The sequence below is a fragment of the Nocardioides sp. NPDC006303 genome (assembly GCF_040613175.1).
In the GTDB taxonomy this organism is placed as follows: domain Bacteria; phylum Actinomycetota; class Actinomycetes; order Propionibacteriales; family Nocardioidaceae; genus Nocardioides.
Genome location: NZ_JBEXRR010000018.1, coordinates 21,455 through 35,594, shown reverse-complemented (window position 1 = coordinate 35,594; position 14,140 = coordinate 21,455). Strand labels below are relative to the sequence as shown.

The following is a 14,140-nucleotide window of genomic DNA, read 5'->3' as shown; positions in this document are numbered from 1 at the left end:
GGTCAGGCCAGTCGAGCCTCCGACGCAACGGGCCGTGTGGGCAGTCCCGCGGACGCCAGCAGAGCCAGCTTGTCCGCGTCCGATGAACCGGCGTCGGGGTGGTAGACGACGAGCATCAGGTCGTCGGTGCCGCTGATCGCCAGCCGCTCCCGGTTGAGGGTGAGCTCGCCGACCTGCGGGTGGAGCATCTTGATCGGGGCGCCGGTCTGGGCGCGTACGTCATGGCGTGCCCAGAGCTGTCGAAATCGTGGGCTGGCCAGGGAGAGCTCGCCGATCAGCTCGATGAAACGAGGATCGTCGATGTCGGTGCCCACCGCCTGGCGCAGGTTGCCGACGAAGCACTCCGTCATCGACTCCCACTCCGGGTGGAACGACTGCTGGTCCGGGTCGAGGAACTGGTCCCGCAGCTGGTTGCCGCCGGCCGCGAGCCGCGGCGAGAGCGCACGAGCAAGAGCGTTGGCCGCCAGGATGTCGAAGTAGTGCCCCTCGATGAACGCGGGCTGCACCATCGAGTCGAGCAGCTTCAGCGCGCCGGGCGGGACGGTCTCCTTGCGCCGGCGCCGGCGCTGGCGGCGGGGTGCCTCGGCGACCAACGACATCATGTGGGCGGTGTGGTCGTCGTCCAGCTGGAGCACGCGTGCGATCGAACCGAGCACCTGCGCCGACGGGTTGCGGTCGCGGCCGCGCTCCAGGCGCAGGTAGTAGTCCGCGCTGATACCGGCCAGCATCGCGACCTCCTCGCGGCGCAGCCCGGGGACGCGACGTACGCCCGCGGCCGGGATCCCCGCCGACTCCGGCGTCACCAGCGCCCGCCTGGCCTGCAGGAAAGCGCCCAGCGGGTTCGTCACCTCACTCATGGGTGCAGCCTCATGTCTCCAGCCTAGGTCGGCCCCGAGCGGACAGCGGGGGTCCTGTCAGACCCCGGTCTGACCAGGACTCTGGGCGGCGGTCGCCGGCGCGCCTAGCGTCGAAGACGGTCCGATCGGGCCGTCCTACGAAAGGAACAACGGGAATGACCGTCGCACTCATCACCGGCGCCAACAAGGGCATCGGCTTCGAGACCGCCCGCCAGCTCACCGAGGCCGGCTACGACGTCTACCTCGGCGCACGAGACGCCGAGCGAGGCGAGAAGGCGGCCGCCGAGATCGGCGCGCGCTTCGTACAGCTCGATGTCACCGACGACGCCTCGGTCACCGCCGCGCTGGCCACCATCGAGGCGGCCGAGGGTCGCCTCGACGTACTCGTGAACAACGCCGGCGTCCTCGTCGCCGACCCGCTCGACGGCCCGACCGCACTGCGGGTCTTCGACATCAACGCGGTCGGGATCGTCCGAGTCACCGAGGCCGCTCTGCCGCTGCTGCGCCGCTCGGAGAACCCGCGGGTGGTCAACGTGTCCAGCAGCCTCGGCTCGTTCTGGGCCAACACCACCCCCGGCCGGGTCGAGCACGGGATGTTCCTGCCGCTGTACGCCGCGTCCAAGGCCGCCGCGACCATGCTGACCGTCCAGTACGCCAAGTCGAACACCGACATCAGGTTCAACGCCGTCGAGCCTGGCCCCACGGCCACCGACATGACCGCCGGCTTCGGCATCGAGGACATCGCCCAGTCGCCCGCGGAGAGCGCCAAGACCGTCGTACGCCTCGCCACCCTGGATCTCGACGTCCCCACCGGAACGCTCCAGGACAAGGACGGTCAGCTCGCGTGGTAGTGGTCACATCCGGCGGTTATCGGCCGTTCGCGATTTGGGCGGGGGAGCGGAGACTTGTGAACCTGAAGTAATGAGTCAAGCTAAAAGTGAGACCGTCGCGGGCGAAGCCGGCGACCGGTCTTTCCTGGGCCAGCCGCGCGTACTGGCCAACCTGTTCGGTGTCGAGCTGTGGGAGCGGTTCAGCTTCTACGGCATGCAGGGCATCCTGGCGATATACCTCTACTACTCCGTGGCCGAGGGCGGCCTCGGGATCAGCGAGACGGTCGCGCTCGGGATCGTCGGTGCGTACGGCGGTGCGGTCTACCTGTCCACGATCATCGCGGCCTGGATCGCCGACCGCCTGCTCGGCGCGGAGCGTACGCTCTTCGCCTCCGCCTGGCTGGTCGTCTTCGGTCACCTCGGCCTCGCCCTGATCCCCGGCATCGCCGGAGTCGGGGTCGGGCTGGTGCTGATCGCGCTCGGCTCGGGCGGGGTGAAGGCGAACGCCTCGTCCCTGGTCGGCACCCTGTACGCCGCCGACGATGAGCGCCGCGACGCCGGCTTCTCTCTCTTCTACCTGGGCATCAACCTGGGCGCGCTGGTCGGTCCGCTGCTGACCGGGCTGCTGCAGAAGCAGTGGGGCTTCCACGTCGGCTTCGGGCTGGCCGCGATCGGCATGATCTTCGGTCTGATTCAGTACGCCCTGGGCCGCAGCAGGCTTCCCGCCGAGAGCCGCGTGGTCCCCAACCCGCTTCCCGCGGCCGAGCGTGGGCGCTGGATCGCCATCGCCGTCGCCGCCGTGGCGGCGATCGTCGTGCTCTGCGTGACCGGTGTCATCACCGCGCCTCGACTGGCCAACATCGTGATCGGCATCAGCGCTGTTGCTGCGGTCGCGCTCTTCGCCGTCATCCTGCTCAGCAGCCAGGTCACCGCCATCGAGCGGAGCCGGGTGTGGGCGATGGTGCCCCTCTTCGTCGCCTCCGCGGTCTTCTGGTCGCTCTACCAGCAGCAGTTCACGGTCATGGTGGTCTACTCCGACCAGCGCCTGGACCGAGACATCTTCGGCTGGGAGATGCCGGTCTCCTGGGTCAACTCGATCAACCCGGTCTTCATCATCCTGCTCTCCGGCGTCTTCGCGGCTCTGTGGACCAAGCTCGGCTCCCGTCAGCCGTCGACGCCGGTGAAGTTCGCCATCGGCACGATCCTGATGGGAATCGCCTTCTGGGTCTTCCTGCTGATGCCGAGCGGTGAGCACACCGTGCCGCTGATCGGCCTCGCGTTCATCCTGCTGCTCTTCACCCTCGCCGAGCTGCTGCTCTCCCCGGTCGGTCTCTCGCTTGCTACCAAGCTCGCCCCCGAGCGCTTCCGCACCCAGATGATGGCGCTGTTCTTCCTCTCCGTCGCCCTCGGCACCGCCATGTCCGGCCGGCTCGCCGAGTTCTACGACGTCAACGACGACACCGGCTTCTTCTGGTGGGTCGGGCTCGCCTCCGTCGTCGTCGGCGTCCTGCTGCTCATCGGCAACCGGCCCATCCGGCGGCTGATGGCGGGCGTGCACTGATCCTGTTCGCCTGCGCGCCGCCGGCCGCTGGACTGCCCTGAGATCTGCGGGGTCGGTTTCCGCGGCCGGCGTGCGGCGATGGGCCTTGGATGGCAGGCTGCTTCTTCATGGCGCGTTGGTGGCGGAGACCGGAGGCATCGCCCAACGGAGACGCGGAATGGGAACGGGTGGCCGCGGAGGTGCGAGCGGCACGGGAGCACCGACTTGCTGCACTCGACGGTCGGGAACTTCTCGTCGATGAACTCACGGCTGTGCTCTTCGAGGCAGATCCGATCGGTCTCAACTTCGAGACCAACACCGACGAGTACGCAGCGGAGGCGCAGTCGATCGCGCTACGGCTTCCAGAGGTCAACGACCTCGACCAACTCCGTGAGTTGGTCCACCAAGAGTTCGTGCGCTGGTTCGACGCTGACCTGGCCGGCAGCCCCTCCAAGTACACGGCGCTCGCTCAGAAGATCCTGACCGTCTGGCACCGGCACCACCCGCTCGATGTCCCAGCCGCAATCCGCGTGATGTCCGACTACGACTGCTGGCCGACCTGGGATGACGAGACAGGGCGGAACATCGATCCTGAGTCGCTCCCGATCACGAGGCGCTTGGTCCAGCAACTGAATGCGTGGGCTGCGCGATACGACGCAAGCCTGAACAGGAGCGATCCGTCGCGTTCCAAGATGTCCGATCCGCAAGGTTTCGCTGCCGACGGCATGCTACTGGCTGATGGCCTCTCCCGAGAGCTCCAAGGAATCAGCCGCATTCGCTATCGCGATATCGGTTAGATCCCAAAGTCAACGTGCCATTAGGGCCAGGTTGTCGACTCGAGCGTCGGGTGCTGTTCGACCTGCTCAACGAGTTCTCGGCGGCCACTGATCCTGGTCGCCTGAAGGTCGTAGTCCGTCCAGATGAACCACGACCGATCCGGGGACCAAAGATTCGTTGGAGTGAACTCGTAGTCGCCGCCGTACACGCTGAGCAAAGAAGGAATCTCGTTGATACGGACTTGCCAGATGTGCAGGTCGTCGAAGTCACTCGCCGGCAGTGCCGCGTAGAACGCGAAACACCAAGGTTCGGGGGTGATGCTAGGTGCATCGGCCAGGATCGCTATCAGGGCGTGGAGTGCGTCCTCGTCCAGCGATCCTTCCGTCGGGGGCTCGATAGCGGCAGGCCAACTTCCAGCGGGGAACCATCGGAAGCATGGCGGATACGAGCGGTTCGGGCCGAACTCTGGGAATCGGGAGAGGTAAGAAGACCACGTCAGCCGCTGCCAAGGAGGTCCCGGTTTTGTGCTGAAACCAAGTGGCGTGCCAGTCGACGTGGTGACGTCATCCAGATTGATGCCCCCGACGATGTCCGGTGTCGCCTCGCCACCTTCAAGGGCACGTCGACGTACGTCGTCGTGAGTGCCGAGGCCGTGCAGATCGGGACTCTCGTACATCGAATGTAGGACCCAGGTCTCGGCTTCCCAGCTGGCGGGAGAATAGCCCGTCATGCGCTCGTCTTCCGGCTGATCTGCGAGCCACTCCAGTTGAACGATGGCCTCTGGCTGTGTCAAACGCCTCATGGGTCGACCGCCGAGTCGTCGGCGAGCATTGTCACTTTGTCCTTCACCGGGTCATAGCCAAGAACCGGATGCTCTTCGCTACCTCCCTCGTTCGTCATCAGAACCGGTTTGCCGAGGCCGCGCCCGATTACACGGATGAACGAACAGAGGCTGTCGACCCCGTCCTGGCCTTCGAGTTCGCGGAGGTCGACGTCGAAATCTATCTCGTGCACAGACGTGAACCGGAAGATCGCAAGCACACCGGGGACTGGCCAGACCCTGAGGTAGGCCGCCTCTGCGTCAGACGGTCGCGCGAGCACGATATCGGCAGAGGGCAACGGCTCTTCTGTGTCGCCCGATTCGTACTTCCACGTCCAACCGCTCGTGGTCACCAAGTTCAAGAGGGCCTGCCAATCATCGACAGTCGTGTCAGGAACGAAGAGGTCTGGGAGAGCTCCCATCAGCTTTGGATCAAAGACGTCCTTGACCTCGTCCCAGCGAAGATCCGGCATGAGCCGATGATGCTTGTCCCCGGCCCAGCGCCACAATCTCAATGTGCTCACAGGCCAGGCTTCGTTGCATGCCGTCGATGCAGTCCGGGCGAGATGTGTGGTCGTGAGCGCATGCCTCAGAACGCTGGAGGGAGCCAGTCGGGATGTAGATCCTGCAGTGCGTCGCGCGCACGAGTCGTCGGAAGATGCGCATCAGCTCCGCCGTCGTAAGGGGCGTAGAGCCAGGTGGTCGTCATGTCGATCACGATTGCTCGGCCCTCGTCGTCGGTGACCGCGATGAGGACGGCATCTAACTGCGCACGGCTGAGTCGGGATGCGACCCAGAAGTAGTTGGTGAAGCCATCGTCAGGGTCGCTGAACTTCTTCCAAGGCCATGAGGAAGGTAGCCGTCGCCTCGTCCATCCTGCGGCGAGATCACGTGGGCCCCCAGTCTGTCGCGATCACGATGAGTTCGTCGACCGGAGTGTTGCCGGAGATCTCGTTGATGACCATGTGGTGGCGCTGAAGGATTTCGGCGTACTCGTGCAACTGGAGTGCGGGCTGGGTGCTGGAACGCGCCATGGCGGCCTGTCGCACGCAGGCGGAACGCGCGCAACGTCCAGCGGGTCGAAGTCCAGCGGTACGCAACTTCGGTCCCGATCGTTTCCAGGAGATGCCGAAGTGGGGGAGTCATCCCAGGACTTCGATCAGCGTCTCGATTCGAGCGGCAAGGATGTCGTCGATCTCGCCGACGAATCGAAGCCGGCTGTGTCCAGCATCGGGCGGCGTGGCGACGTACGCCGTGAGGTCGAACCAGCCGCCCATCGGGTATTTGAACTCCCGATCATTGTCCGCTCCTTCCATGCCTTCAAGGAAGGAGCGCCATTCGATCTCCGTGAAGTCGCTGCCGTCCCAGTCTGAGACCCGTTCCAGAATCTGGCGCAGTTGTTCGGGACTGTGAACACGGCAGCTGATCTCGCGGACATGCCGTCGATCTGAGGTGGACGGTCTTGCCACCGGCTGCCTCAAGAGCCGGCTCCCGCACCAAGGACAGTGCTGAATGGCGATATAGCTGGATCCGCCGTCATGGATTGGGAGGCCGATCCTGCCGCTGTCGTCGCGGAAGACGACGGCATCGGCGCAATCGAGTGGGTCCCGGTGGAGGTGACAGTCGAACTCGAGGTGCTCGGCGAGGTCCGGACAGCAGAGATCCCGCCGGCGGCGAGTGGTGACGGAGGTGATCCTCGACACGAGGTCGGCGATTGCGGGCACGGGGTGATCTTGACGCATCGCGTTCTGGGTCTTCCTGCTGATGCCGAGCGGTGAGCACACGGTGCCGCTGATCGGACTCGCATCGGTCGTCGTCGGCGTCCTGCTCATCGGCAACCGGCCCATCCGGCGGCTGATGGCCGGCGCGCACTGATCTCTTCGACGTACGCGTCCGAAGGGTGTTCCAGGCGAACGAAAATTCGTTCGCCCGGAACAGCGGCCACCCGGCCGCGAGGGGTCCTCACCAGTGGTAGTCGAGGAACTTTCCATCGAATGTGACCACCACCCGGTCCCCGCCGGGTCGGAACGGCGAGCGATGTCAGGCGTTCTTCCGGCGACGGGTGAGGAAGGCCCCGATGCCGCCGATGCCGGCGAGCAGCCCGCCGACGGCGAGGAGCACTCCGTTCGGACCGCCCGTGTTCGGCAGGTTTCCAGCCAGACCGGCATCGATCCGGGTCGGGACCTCGGAGTCGGCCTTGGTGCTGGCGGCCTTGGTGCTGGCGCCCTTGGTGCTGGCGTCCTTGACGACCGCCGCGCACTTCTCCGACTTGTTGGTCTTGGTCTCGTAGACAGGCGGGATGACGACCGTGACCGAAGAGGCAGGCGAGTCCACCACGGTGACGTCCGATGCCGGGCTGTCCTCCACCGTGCGGGTGTCGACCAGGTCCCAACCCTCAGGCTCCTCGGCGGTCCAGGATGCGTCGGCCAGGTTCGTGGTCGGCTCACCGTCCTCGACGAAGTAGAGCGTGACGTCGGGGTCGGTGTAGGCCTCCTTCGTGATCACGGTCTGCTCGTACTGCTCGCCGATCTGGGACAGGTTCAGCGGGTTGTCGTCGCCATCCTGAGCGTCCTCATCGGCCGGGGTGCCCGACGTGGTGGTCCAGGTGGTGAAGTGGTCCCACTGCCACGCGCCGAAGACGGCAGGAGTGGCCTCTTCGACCACGATGGTCTCGGTCCAGGCCGCCTTGTCGACGACGGTCTCGGTCCAGGCCTCCTTGTCCACGATGGTCTCGGTCCAGGCCTCCTTGTCGACGATGGTCTCGGTCCAGGCCTCCTTGTCGACGATGGTCTCGGTCCAGGCCGCCTTGTCGACGACGGTCTCGGTCCAGGCCTCCTTGTCGACGACCGTCTCGTCCCACGCCTCCTGGTCCACGACGGTGACGGTCTCGGTCAGGTCGCCCCCGGCGAAGCGGACCCAGCCCTTGTCGCCGTGCTCGTCCTCGCCGTTCCAGTCAGGCGTGTTCAGGTAGCGGACCTTGCCGGTCTCCTTCTGCCTGTAGGCGTAGCCACGGTTCTGGACGCGAGTCTCCTCGTGGGTGACCGCTTCGTGGTGGACGACGTGCGTCTCGGCCGGGTGCTCGACCGTGTGGGTCTCGGCCGGGTGCACAACCGTGTGGGTCTCGGCCGGGTGCTCGACCGTGTGCGTCTGGGCCGGGTGCTCGACCGTGTGCGTCTGGGCCGGGTGCACGACCGTGTGGGTCTCGGCCGGGTGCTCGATGGTGTTGGTCACCGCGTCGGTGCCGGGCGTGTAGGTCCGGGCGTAGACCGAGTTGCGGAACTGGTCCTCGGTGACAGCCTCGTGGCTCTCACCCTTGACCATCTTCGAGAAGCGGGACTCCTCGTGGGACAGCGCATCGGTGTGCTCCACGTGCGTGACCGCAGGCGTGACGGTGGTGGTCTCCTTCTCGTCGGCGACCTTGACCTGGGAGGTCACGGTGGTCGTCTTGCAGTCCTGCGCGGCCTGAGCCCCAGAGGCTGCCGCGACCGTGGCGACTCCGGCAACGGCTACAGCCGCGAGGCCGATCTTGGTGGAGTTGTGCATGTTCATGGGTTGGTTCCTTCATGGGGCGCTGTGGTCCGTGCCAGGGGTGAGCAGGCAGGGCTGAGGTACCCGAGACCGGGCGGGCGGACAGAGATGCCTGTCGCGGTCGGCCTGGGCCGATCTCGGGTGGATTGTGCGGACCTCTTGAAACCGAGGAGCAAGTGCGGCGCGTGGGCCGCCCCGGCGAGGCCTGTGAGAGGAGCGTCTCCCGGGGCTGTCTCAGCGGGTTGAGGGAATTCTCTTCACCTACCCCATATTGGGGTAGACGGGACCTTCGACCCTGCGTTGCCCGACCCGGATTGGGACCAGGACGGGCGGTATCCGCCCTTGCCGATGCGGCGCCGGATAGCGGCGTAGCCTGGGCGTATGAGCGCCGACGACGACCTGTATGCCGAGATCCCATCCCTCGATGAGCGGTCACGGCGAGCGCTGACGGTTGCCGAGAAGTGGATCGGGGAGGGCATCGCGGGTGTCGCGATCGGTGCCGCCGAGGATGGGGGACCGGCGGTGGTGGTCTACGCCCTCGACCCGGCCTCGGCCGCGGTGCGGTCCTTGCCGCAGGAGTGCGAGGGCCTGCCGGTGCGGGTGGAGACCGGAGACGCCTTCAGAACCGAGGGCTGACGGCATCTCCGGGGCCCTTCAGCCGATCACGGCCAGACACGCACCTGAAGGGCGAGCTGGACCAGCGCGATCGGGTTGAGGATCGTCGCCACGCTCGATCCCGCGAAGAGCAGCCCGACCGGGTTGTTCTGCAGGTCGAGCACCATCGAGCCGGAGTCGCCGCCGGCCGACATGTTGGTGGTGATGATCTGGTTGCAGAACTTCGCGACCTTGCCGCCGCCGTAGTTGACGTTCACGGTCGCCGCGATGGCGGTGACCCGGCCGGTGGTGAAGTTCGTGGTGCGGCCGGTCTTCTTGAGGAGCATCCCGACGGTCGCCGCCTTGGCAGCCGTGGCCGGGTAGCCGTTCCAGTAGATGTCGCGGTCGATCACGTGGAACGGAACCTCCGCGACCGCGGCGTCCACGGAGTTGCAGGTGCCGTCGAACCTGATCGGCACGAACCGGGCCAGCCGGCCGATCACGTCCGCCGGCGCCGTTCCACCGTCGAACGGGCCGGGCTGCAGGATCGGGTCGCCGATACTGGCGTCGTTGGAGTTCGCGAGCACGTGGTTGTTGCTCAGGATGTAGTAGCGCGGCGGGATCCCCGGAAACGTACGCAGGTCGTACGCGCCCGCGCCGATCGTCCCCGCGGTGATCTTGTAGTGCCCGACGCTGAATCCCGGTCGAGCCGGACGGATCCGGGTCGCCAAGGTCTGGGCGTCGACCTCCTGGGTCTCCATGAGCTGCTGGCTCCCGCCGGCGAACAGGTGCCCGACCTCGATGACGTCGGTCGGCTTGCCGTCGACCGTGTCCGGGATGGTGTCCGCACTGCTGATCAGCTCGGTCGGCATCTTCTGGCTGACCAGCACCATCACGCTCGGTGTCTCTGTCTGCTCGCCGTTCGTGATCTTGAGGCCGACCCCGACGCCGACCACGTTCTCCCGGCCGAGCAAGTCCTCCTCGGCCGATGCCTTCGAGTCGGCCACGGCCGAGAGCTCGTCCGGCACCGCCTCTGACTGTGCCATGAACAGATCTTCGTTGTTCATGATCATTCCCCCTGTGGGCTCCAGGTTCCGGACCTTCCAGAACGACAGCCGAAGCCTCACTATCGAGGAGCGGTAGCAGCAGGCCCTGATACGAGGGGTGGTATTCAGTGCGCGGTGGCGACGCAGAACTCGTTGCCCTCGACGTCGCGCAGAACCGTCCACTGGATGCCGAACTCGTCGTGCTCGTCGACGACCGTGGCGCCGAGCTCGACCAGGCGAGCGACCTCCGAGGGCCGATCCTCTGCGATGAGGTCGGGGTGAGCGCGGTTCTTCGCCCGGCGCGGTTCGGGAACGCGTGCGAACAGCCATGCCGCTGCGCCGGGCGTGGGCTGCTTCAGGCCGATGGAGCTGAACTCGTCGGTGCTGCCCTCGTCGAGCCTCCGGTCCAGCGCGGCGGCCCAGAACGTGGCGGTACGCAGCGCGTCGGAGCAGTCGAAGCTGATCGCGGCAAGGGTCAGTGTCATGGAGTGTCCTTTCGAGGGGTGAGCGGCCAGACGATGTCGGTCCGATAGGCCGACGGCGGTACGCCGTCGGAGACGTTGGCGACGTACGCCTCCCGGAGCGGCTGCCCGGTCGGGGTGCCGTGGTGGGCGACCCAGGCGCCGAGGAGCCCGTAGGTGTCGGGGAGGGTCTCGTGGTCCCCGGCGTGGGTGACGACCGCGGCGGTGACCGGGGGCAGGTGCAGCAGGGTCGTGCCAGCGGGGGCGACGTCCACGTCCACGGGGAAGTACGCGGTGACCTCTTGCTCGGCGTCGTCGAGGAACTCCGCGTCGTACAAGGCTGACGACGGGCCGGTGACCTCGACACCCGCGTCCCGGCAGGCCTGCTCCAGGCGCGCGTACGCCGCCTCCAGGAAGTCGTCGTAGGCGCCGTCGTGGACGACGCCGGTCACCGCGACCGCGCGCATCGCGGGGAGCTCGGCGAGACGCGGCGGGGTCCAGGACTCCGGCGGCGCCGCGTGCAGGTCGTGGACGATCTGCTCGACCCGTCGCGCGCGCTCGCGCATCTGGTCGGCATGGCGGGCGAGGGTCGCCGCGGTGACCTCCGGGTCACGCGCTCTCAGGATCGTGGCGACGTCGGCCAGCGGAACCTCCAGCGCGCGGAGCCGACGGATCACGGCTGCGTCCGCGAGCTGCCCGGCGGCGTACCGACGGAAGCCGGTCTCCGGATCCACGGCGGCCGGGGTGAGCAGGCCTTGGGCGTGATAGGCGCGCAGCGTCTTGATGGACAGGCTGGCGGCGCGCGAGAACGTCCCGATGGACATCAGTGGGTCGCTCATGCGGCCATCCTCGGGCCTCCCCCAGGGGGAGAGGCAACCGCCATCGCCCAGGAGAGCTCGATCGCCGATACCTCCGGGGGTAGGCTCGGGAACATGACTGCCCTCACCGGCGTCACCGGAGCGGTCGTCACCATCCGGTCACGACCGGTGATCCTGCTGCGTGGACGGATCGACCCCGTCGTCTCGACCGCGTCGATCACCGACGCCGCCGCGATCTGCCCCGGCGCGGCAAACCTCGGCGACAGTACAACGTGCGCGTGCGCTGACCGCGCCCCTGAACCCCTCACCATCTATTACGACACAACCGAAGGAGACCGACGATGAGCATGATCAACAAGGCCAAGAACGCCGCCAAGCAGGCTCTCGGCAAGGCCAAGGTGGTTGCTGGGAAGACGACGAACGACCACTCCCTCCAGGCCGAGGGGAAGATGGATCAGACCAAGGCCTCGGCCAAGAACACCGTCGAGGACGTCAAGGACAAGTTCAAGAAGTAGCAGTCTCTCCGCCTCACCCGGAACGCGTGGGGGCACCCGGGGAGGCATCGGCCACGGCGACCTCGCGCCGCCACACCCCGACGGCGACGGCACCGAGCAGCACCGGCACGGCCACGGTGAACACCCGCCACACCATCAGCCCGGCCACGGCCGCCGCCTCGACCTCGAGGCCACCGGCTTCGACCAGGGCGGCGAGGATGAGGGCGTCGACGATGCCGATCCCCCAGAGGGGGAACACGGTGAACGGAAAGGCGAACAGGTAGGCGATCGCGATCCAGACGACGCCCACCTCGTTCGCCGTGACCCCGACGAAGCGCAGGCACAGTACGAGCGCCGCGAGGTCGACGACCATCATGCCGGCCTGAGAGAGCACCGCCAGGGGGAACCCGCTGTGGAACCGCTCGGCGATGTCGGCACGGAAGTTCTGACACACGTCGGCCCAGCGATCGGGGTCGACCGACTTCCGGAACCGGCGGACGATCCGTCCGGCGCGGGTTCCGACGGCGCGCGCGAGCCCGTCGCTGCGTACGACCATGAGAACGGTCACGAGGACGGCGACCGCGATCGCGATGCTGAGCAGCTCGAGCCACCGGAACGACGGGGACTCGCCGATGGCGAGCAGCAGGACGAACCCGACGAGCGGGGCGGAGAATCTCGCAACGTAGAACGTCAGCGAGTTCATCACCGTGCCGGCGAGGCCTTTGGCGGGGCTGACGCCCCACGACTTGAACATCGCGACCCGGAGCGCGATGTCGGCCGGTGGTGGTGCGATGAGATACATGAGCGTCGCGCCGAGGTCGTTGATGGTGGCCCGGTAGAAGGTCACGCCGCGGATGAAGAACCTCAGTGGCATCGCCAGCAGGATCTGACGAGCCAGTACGACGACAAACAGCACGATGGCATGCCACCAGCTGAGGTGCGTCAGCGCGTCCCGGGCAGCCTCCCAGTCCACCCGACCGACCAGGCGTACGACGGTGACGGTGCTGAGCGCGGCCACGACCAGCAGGACGATTCGGGTGATCCAGGCGCGACGTCCGGGGCGGGCGTCGCTGACGTCGGGGTCTTCCGGTGTGCTCACTGCGCGGCCGCGATGACTCAGAACTCGACGGGATCGCGGCTGATCGGGCAGGTCATGCAGTGTCCGCCACCGCGGCCCCGGCCGAGCTCGGCGCCCACGATGGTGATGACCTCGACCCCGGCCTTGCGCAGCAGCGTGTTGGTGAGCGTGTTGCGGTCGTAGGTGAACACCACGCCGGGCTCGAGCGCGACCGCGTTGTTGCCGCTGTCCCACTGCTGTCGCTCGGACTGGTAGACGTCCCCGCCGGTGTCGATCACCCGGATCTCGGGCAGCCCGAGCGCCTGCGCCACGACGTCGACGAAGGCCGCGTCGCCGTGGTCGATCACCTCGACCCCGGGCGCCTTGTCGGACGGCACCAGGGTGAAGGTGTGTACGGCGTCCATGATCGTCGGATAGAGCGTGACGATGTCGCGATCGACGAACGTGAACACGGTGTCGAGGTGCATCGCGGCGCGCAGCTTCGGCATCCCGGCGACGATCACCTTCTCCGCGGCTCCCTGCTCGAAGAGGGCCTTGGCGACCTGGGTGATCGCCTGGCGGGAGGTGCGCTCGCTCATGCCGACGAGCACCACCCCGTTGCCGACCGGCATCACGTCGCCGCCCTCGAAGCTGGCCTGCTTCCACTCCTGCTCGGGGTCGCCCCACCACACGGTCGAGCCGACGTAGTCGGGATGGTGCTGGTAGATCGCCTTGTAGAGGAGCGTCTCGTCCTTGCGCGCCGGCCAGTAGAGCGGGTTCATGGTCAGTCCGCCGTACAGCCAGCAGGTCGTGTCCCGGGTGTAGAGCGTGTTCGGCAGCGGCGGCATCAGGTACTCGCGGGCACCGGTCGACTCCCGGGCGAGGCCGACGTAGTCGGAGCGGAAGTCGCCGGGCAGGTCGTTGGTCGCGAGACCGCCGATGAGGAACTCCGCCAGCTGCCGGTCCGAGACCGACTCGAGGTAGGTGCGGGTGTCGTCGACCAGTCCGAGACCGACCTGGTTCGGCACGATCTTGCGGTCGAGGATCCAGTCCTTGGCGCCGGCGACCGCGAGCGTCTGCGCCAGCAGGTCGTGCAGCTCGACGACCTCGACACCACGCTGGGTCAGCTTGTTCACGAAGTCGGCGTGGTCGCGTTGGGCGTTCTCGACCCACATCACGTCGTCGAAGAGCAGTTCGTCGTTGTTGCTGGGGGTGAGCCGGCGGTGGGCCAGGCCGGGTGCGCAGACGAGCACCTTCCTGAGCCTGCCGACCTCGGAGTGGACGCCGTACGCGGGCTCCTGCTCGGACATGAGATGCC

General features: G+C 67.1%; 17 protein-coding genes. 6 read left to right on the top strand and 11 right to left on the bottom strand.

Going from position 1 to position 14,140, the window contains the following annotated elements:
* Positions 1-2 precede the first annotated feature (2 nt).
* Positions 3-857: a helix-turn-helix transcriptional regulator gene (locus tag ABZY89_RS15490; protein ID WP_355228506.1), complete on the bottom strand. Its 855-nt coding sequence runs from the start codon at positions 855-857 to the stop codon at positions 3-5.
* A gap of 155 nt (positions 858-1,012) precedes the next feature.
* Between ABZY89_RS15490 and ABZY89_RS15485 the strand changes: the two genes are divergently transcribed.
* The 3 genes from ABZY89_RS15485 to ABZY89_RS15475 all read left to right on the top strand — a co-directional run bounded on the left by ABZY89_RS15485 (position 1,013) and on the right by ABZY89_RS15475 (position 4,024).
* Positions 1,013-1,708: an SDR family NAD(P)-dependent oxidoreductase gene (locus ABZY89_RS15485; protein ID WP_355228505.1), complete on the top strand. Its 696-nt coding sequence runs from the start codon at positions 1,013-1,015 to the stop codon at positions 1,706-1,708.
* A gap of 70 nt (positions 1,709-1,778) precedes the next feature.
* Positions 1,779-3,248 (top strand): oligopeptide:H+ symporter, encoded by a 1,470-nt coding sequence (locus tag ABZY89_RS15480; RefSeq protein ID WP_355228503.1) that lies wholly within the window; start codon positions 1,779-1,781, stop codon positions 3,246-3,248.
* A 107-nt stretch (positions 3,249-3,355) separates the two neighbouring features.
* A complete protein-coding gene (locus ABZY89_RS15475) occupies positions 3,356-4,024 on the top strand; it encodes a hypothetical protein (protein ID WP_355228502.1) in 669 nt (222 codons plus the stop codon).
* 20 nt (positions 4,025-4,044) lie between these two features.
* Here ABZY89_RS15475 and ABZY89_RS15470 read toward each other — a convergent pair whose 3' ends face one another.
* From ABZY89_RS15470 to ABZY89_RS15450, 5 genes are all read right to left on the bottom strand, one after another.
* Positions 4,045-4,806, bottom strand: coding sequence for a hypothetical protein (locus ABZY89_RS15470; RefSeq protein WP_355228500.1), 762 nt, complete (start codon positions 4,804-4,806; stop codon positions 4,045-4,047).
* Entirely contained in the window at positions 4,803-5,297 is a 495-nt protein-coding gene (locus ABZY89_RS15465; RefSeq protein WP_355228499.1) for a hypothetical protein, read from the bottom strand. Before ABZY89_RS15465 ends, ABZY89_RS15470 begins: the two co-directional genes overlap by 4 nt.
* Before the next feature lie 414 nt (positions 5,298-5,711).
* On the bottom strand, positions 5,712-5,858 hold the full coding sequence (locus ABZY89_RS15460) for a hypothetical protein (protein ID WP_355228497.1): 147 nt from the start codon (positions 5,856-5,858) through the stop codon (positions 5,712-5,714).
* A 108-nt stretch (positions 5,859-5,966) separates the two neighbouring features.
* A complete protein-coding gene (locus tag ABZY89_RS15455; RefSeq protein ID WP_355228495.1) occupies positions 5,967-6,548 on the bottom strand; it encodes a hypothetical protein in 582 nt (193 codons plus the stop codon).
* A 316-nt stretch (positions 6,549-6,864) separates the two neighbouring features.
* Positions 6,865-8,373: an LPXTG cell wall anchor domain-containing protein gene (locus tag ABZY89_RS15450; RefSeq protein WP_355228493.1), complete on the bottom strand. Its 1,509-nt coding sequence runs from the start codon at positions 8,371-8,373 to the stop codon at positions 6,865-6,867.
* Positions 8,374-8,733: 360 nt separating this feature from the next.
* Here ABZY89_RS15450 and ABZY89_RS15445 point away from each other — a divergent pair, with 360 nt between their 5' ends.
* On the top strand, positions 8,734-8,988 hold the full coding sequence (locus ABZY89_RS15445) for a hypothetical protein (RefSeq protein WP_355228492.1): 255 nt from the start codon (positions 8,734-8,736) through the stop codon (positions 8,986-8,988).
* Positions 8,989-9,014: 26 nt separating this feature from the next.
* Here ABZY89_RS15445 and ABZY89_RS15440 read toward each other — a convergent pair whose 3' ends face one another.
* The 3 genes from ABZY89_RS15440 to ABZY89_RS15430 all read right to left on the bottom strand — a co-directional run bounded on the left by ABZY89_RS15440 (position 9,015) and on the right by ABZY89_RS15430 (position 11,292).
* Positions 9,015-9,992: a serine protease gene (locus ABZY89_RS15440; protein WP_355228490.1), complete on the bottom strand. Its 978-nt coding sequence runs from the start codon at positions 9,990-9,992 to the stop codon at positions 9,015-9,017.
* Positions 9,993-10,117: 125 nt separating this feature from the next.
* Positions 10,118-10,477, bottom strand: a complete 360-nt coding sequence (locus ABZY89_RS15435) for a VOC family protein (protein ID WP_355228489.1) — start codon at positions 10,475-10,477, stop codon at positions 10,118-10,120.
* On the bottom strand, positions 10,474-11,292 hold the full coding sequence (locus tag ABZY89_RS15430) for a MerR family transcriptional regulator (RefSeq protein ID WP_355228487.1): 819 nt from the start codon (positions 11,290-11,292) through the stop codon (positions 10,474-10,476). The genes ABZY89_RS15435 and ABZY89_RS15430 overlap by 4 nt, the downstream gene beginning before the upstream one ends.
* Positions 11,293-11,385: 93 nt before the next feature.
* Between ABZY89_RS15430 and ABZY89_RS15425 the strand changes: the two genes are divergently transcribed.
* Both ABZY89_RS15425 and ABZY89_RS15420 read left to right on the top strand, forming a co-directional pair.
* Positions 11,386-11,616, top strand: a complete 231-nt coding sequence (locus tag ABZY89_RS15425; RefSeq protein ID WP_355228485.1) for a hypothetical protein — start codon at positions 11,386-11,388, stop codon at positions 11,614-11,616.
* Positions 11,613-11,786, top strand: coding sequence for a CsbD family protein (locus ABZY89_RS15420; protein ID WP_355228483.1), 174 nt, complete (start codon positions 11,613-11,615; stop codon positions 11,784-11,786). Before ABZY89_RS15425 ends, ABZY89_RS15420 begins: the two co-directional genes overlap by 4 nt.
* 13 nt (positions 11,787-11,799) lie before the next feature.
* On the opposite strand, the gene ABZY89_RS15415 is transcribed toward ABZY89_RS15420, so the two are convergent.
* Together ABZY89_RS15415 and ABZY89_RS15410 are read right to left on the bottom strand one after the other, a co-directional pair.
* Entirely contained in the window at positions 11,800-12,864 is a 1,065-nt protein-coding gene (locus ABZY89_RS15415) for a lysylphosphatidylglycerol synthase domain-containing protein (protein ID WP_355228481.1), read from the bottom strand.
* Between the two features lie 17 nt (positions 12,865-12,881).
* The gene (locus ABZY89_RS15410) at positions 12,882-14,132 is read right to left on the bottom strand and encodes an arginine deiminase (protein WP_355228480.1); all 1,251 of its coding nucleotides are present in this window, start codon (positions 14,130-14,132) and stop codon (positions 12,882-12,884) included.
* Positions 14,133-14,140 lie beyond the last annotated feature (8 nt).

Excerpts from the sequence above, each read along its gene's own strand:
- ABZY89_RS15465 (WP_355228499.1), bottom strand. The coding sequence starts at position 5,297 with ATGCCGGATCTTCGCTGGGACGAGGTCAAGGACGTCTTTGATCCAAAG.
- ABZY89_RS15490 (WP_355228506.1), bottom strand. The coding sequence starts at position 857 with ATGAGTGAGGTGACGAACCCGCTGGGCGCTTTCCTGCAGGCCAGGCGG.
- ABZY89_RS15475 (WP_355228502.1), top strand. The coding sequence starts at position 3,356 with ATGGCGCGTTGGTGGCGGAGACCGGAGGCATCGCCCAACGGAGACGCG.
- ABZY89_RS15425 (WP_355228485.1), top strand. The coding sequence starts at position 11,386 with ATGACTGCCCTCACCGGCGTCACCGGAGCGGTCGTCACCATCCGGTCA.
- ABZY89_RS15480 (WP_355228503.1), top strand. The coding sequence starts at position 1,779 with ATGAGTCAAGCTAAAAGTGAGACCGTCGCGGGCGAAGCCGGCGACCGG.
- ABZY89_RS15410 (WP_355228480.1), bottom strand. The coding sequence starts at position 14,132 with ATGTCCGAGCAGGAGCCCGCGTACGGCGTCCACTCCGAGGTCGGCAGG.
- ABZY89_RS15450 (WP_355228493.1), bottom strand. The coding sequence starts at position 8,373 with ATGAACATGCACAACTCCACCAAGATCGGCCTCGCGGCTGTAGCCGTT.
- ABZY89_RS15440 (WP_355228490.1), bottom strand. The coding sequence starts at position 9,992 with ATGGCACAGTCAGAGGCGGTGCCGGACGAGCTCTCGGCCGTGGCCGAC.
- ABZY89_RS15445 (WP_355228492.1), top strand. The coding sequence starts at position 8,734 with ATGAGCGCCGACGACGACCTGTATGCCGAGATCCCATCCCTCGATGAG.
- ABZY89_RS15430 (WP_355228487.1), bottom strand. The coding sequence starts at position 11,292 with ATGAGCGACCCACTGATGTCCATCGGGACGTTCTCGCGCGCCGCCAGC.
- ABZY89_RS15420 (WP_355228483.1), top strand. The coding sequence starts at position 11,613 with ATGAGCATGATCAACAAGGCCAAGAACGCCGCCAAGCAGGCTCTCGGC.
- ABZY89_RS15485 (WP_355228505.1), top strand. The coding sequence starts at position 1,013 with ATGACCGTCGCACTCATCACCGGCGCCAACAAGGGCATCGGCTTCGAG.
- ABZY89_RS15460 (WP_355228497.1), bottom strand. The coding sequence starts at position 5,858 with ATGGCGCGTTCCAGCACCCAGCCCGCACTCCAGTTGCACGAGTACGCC.
- ABZY89_RS15470 (WP_355228500.1), bottom strand. The coding sequence starts at position 4,806 with ATGAGGCGTTTGACACAGCCAGAGGCCATCGTTCAACTGGAGTGGCTC.
- ABZY89_RS15435 (WP_355228489.1), bottom strand. The coding sequence starts at position 10,477 with ATGACACTGACCCTTGCCGCGATCAGCTTCGACTGCTCCGACGCGCTG.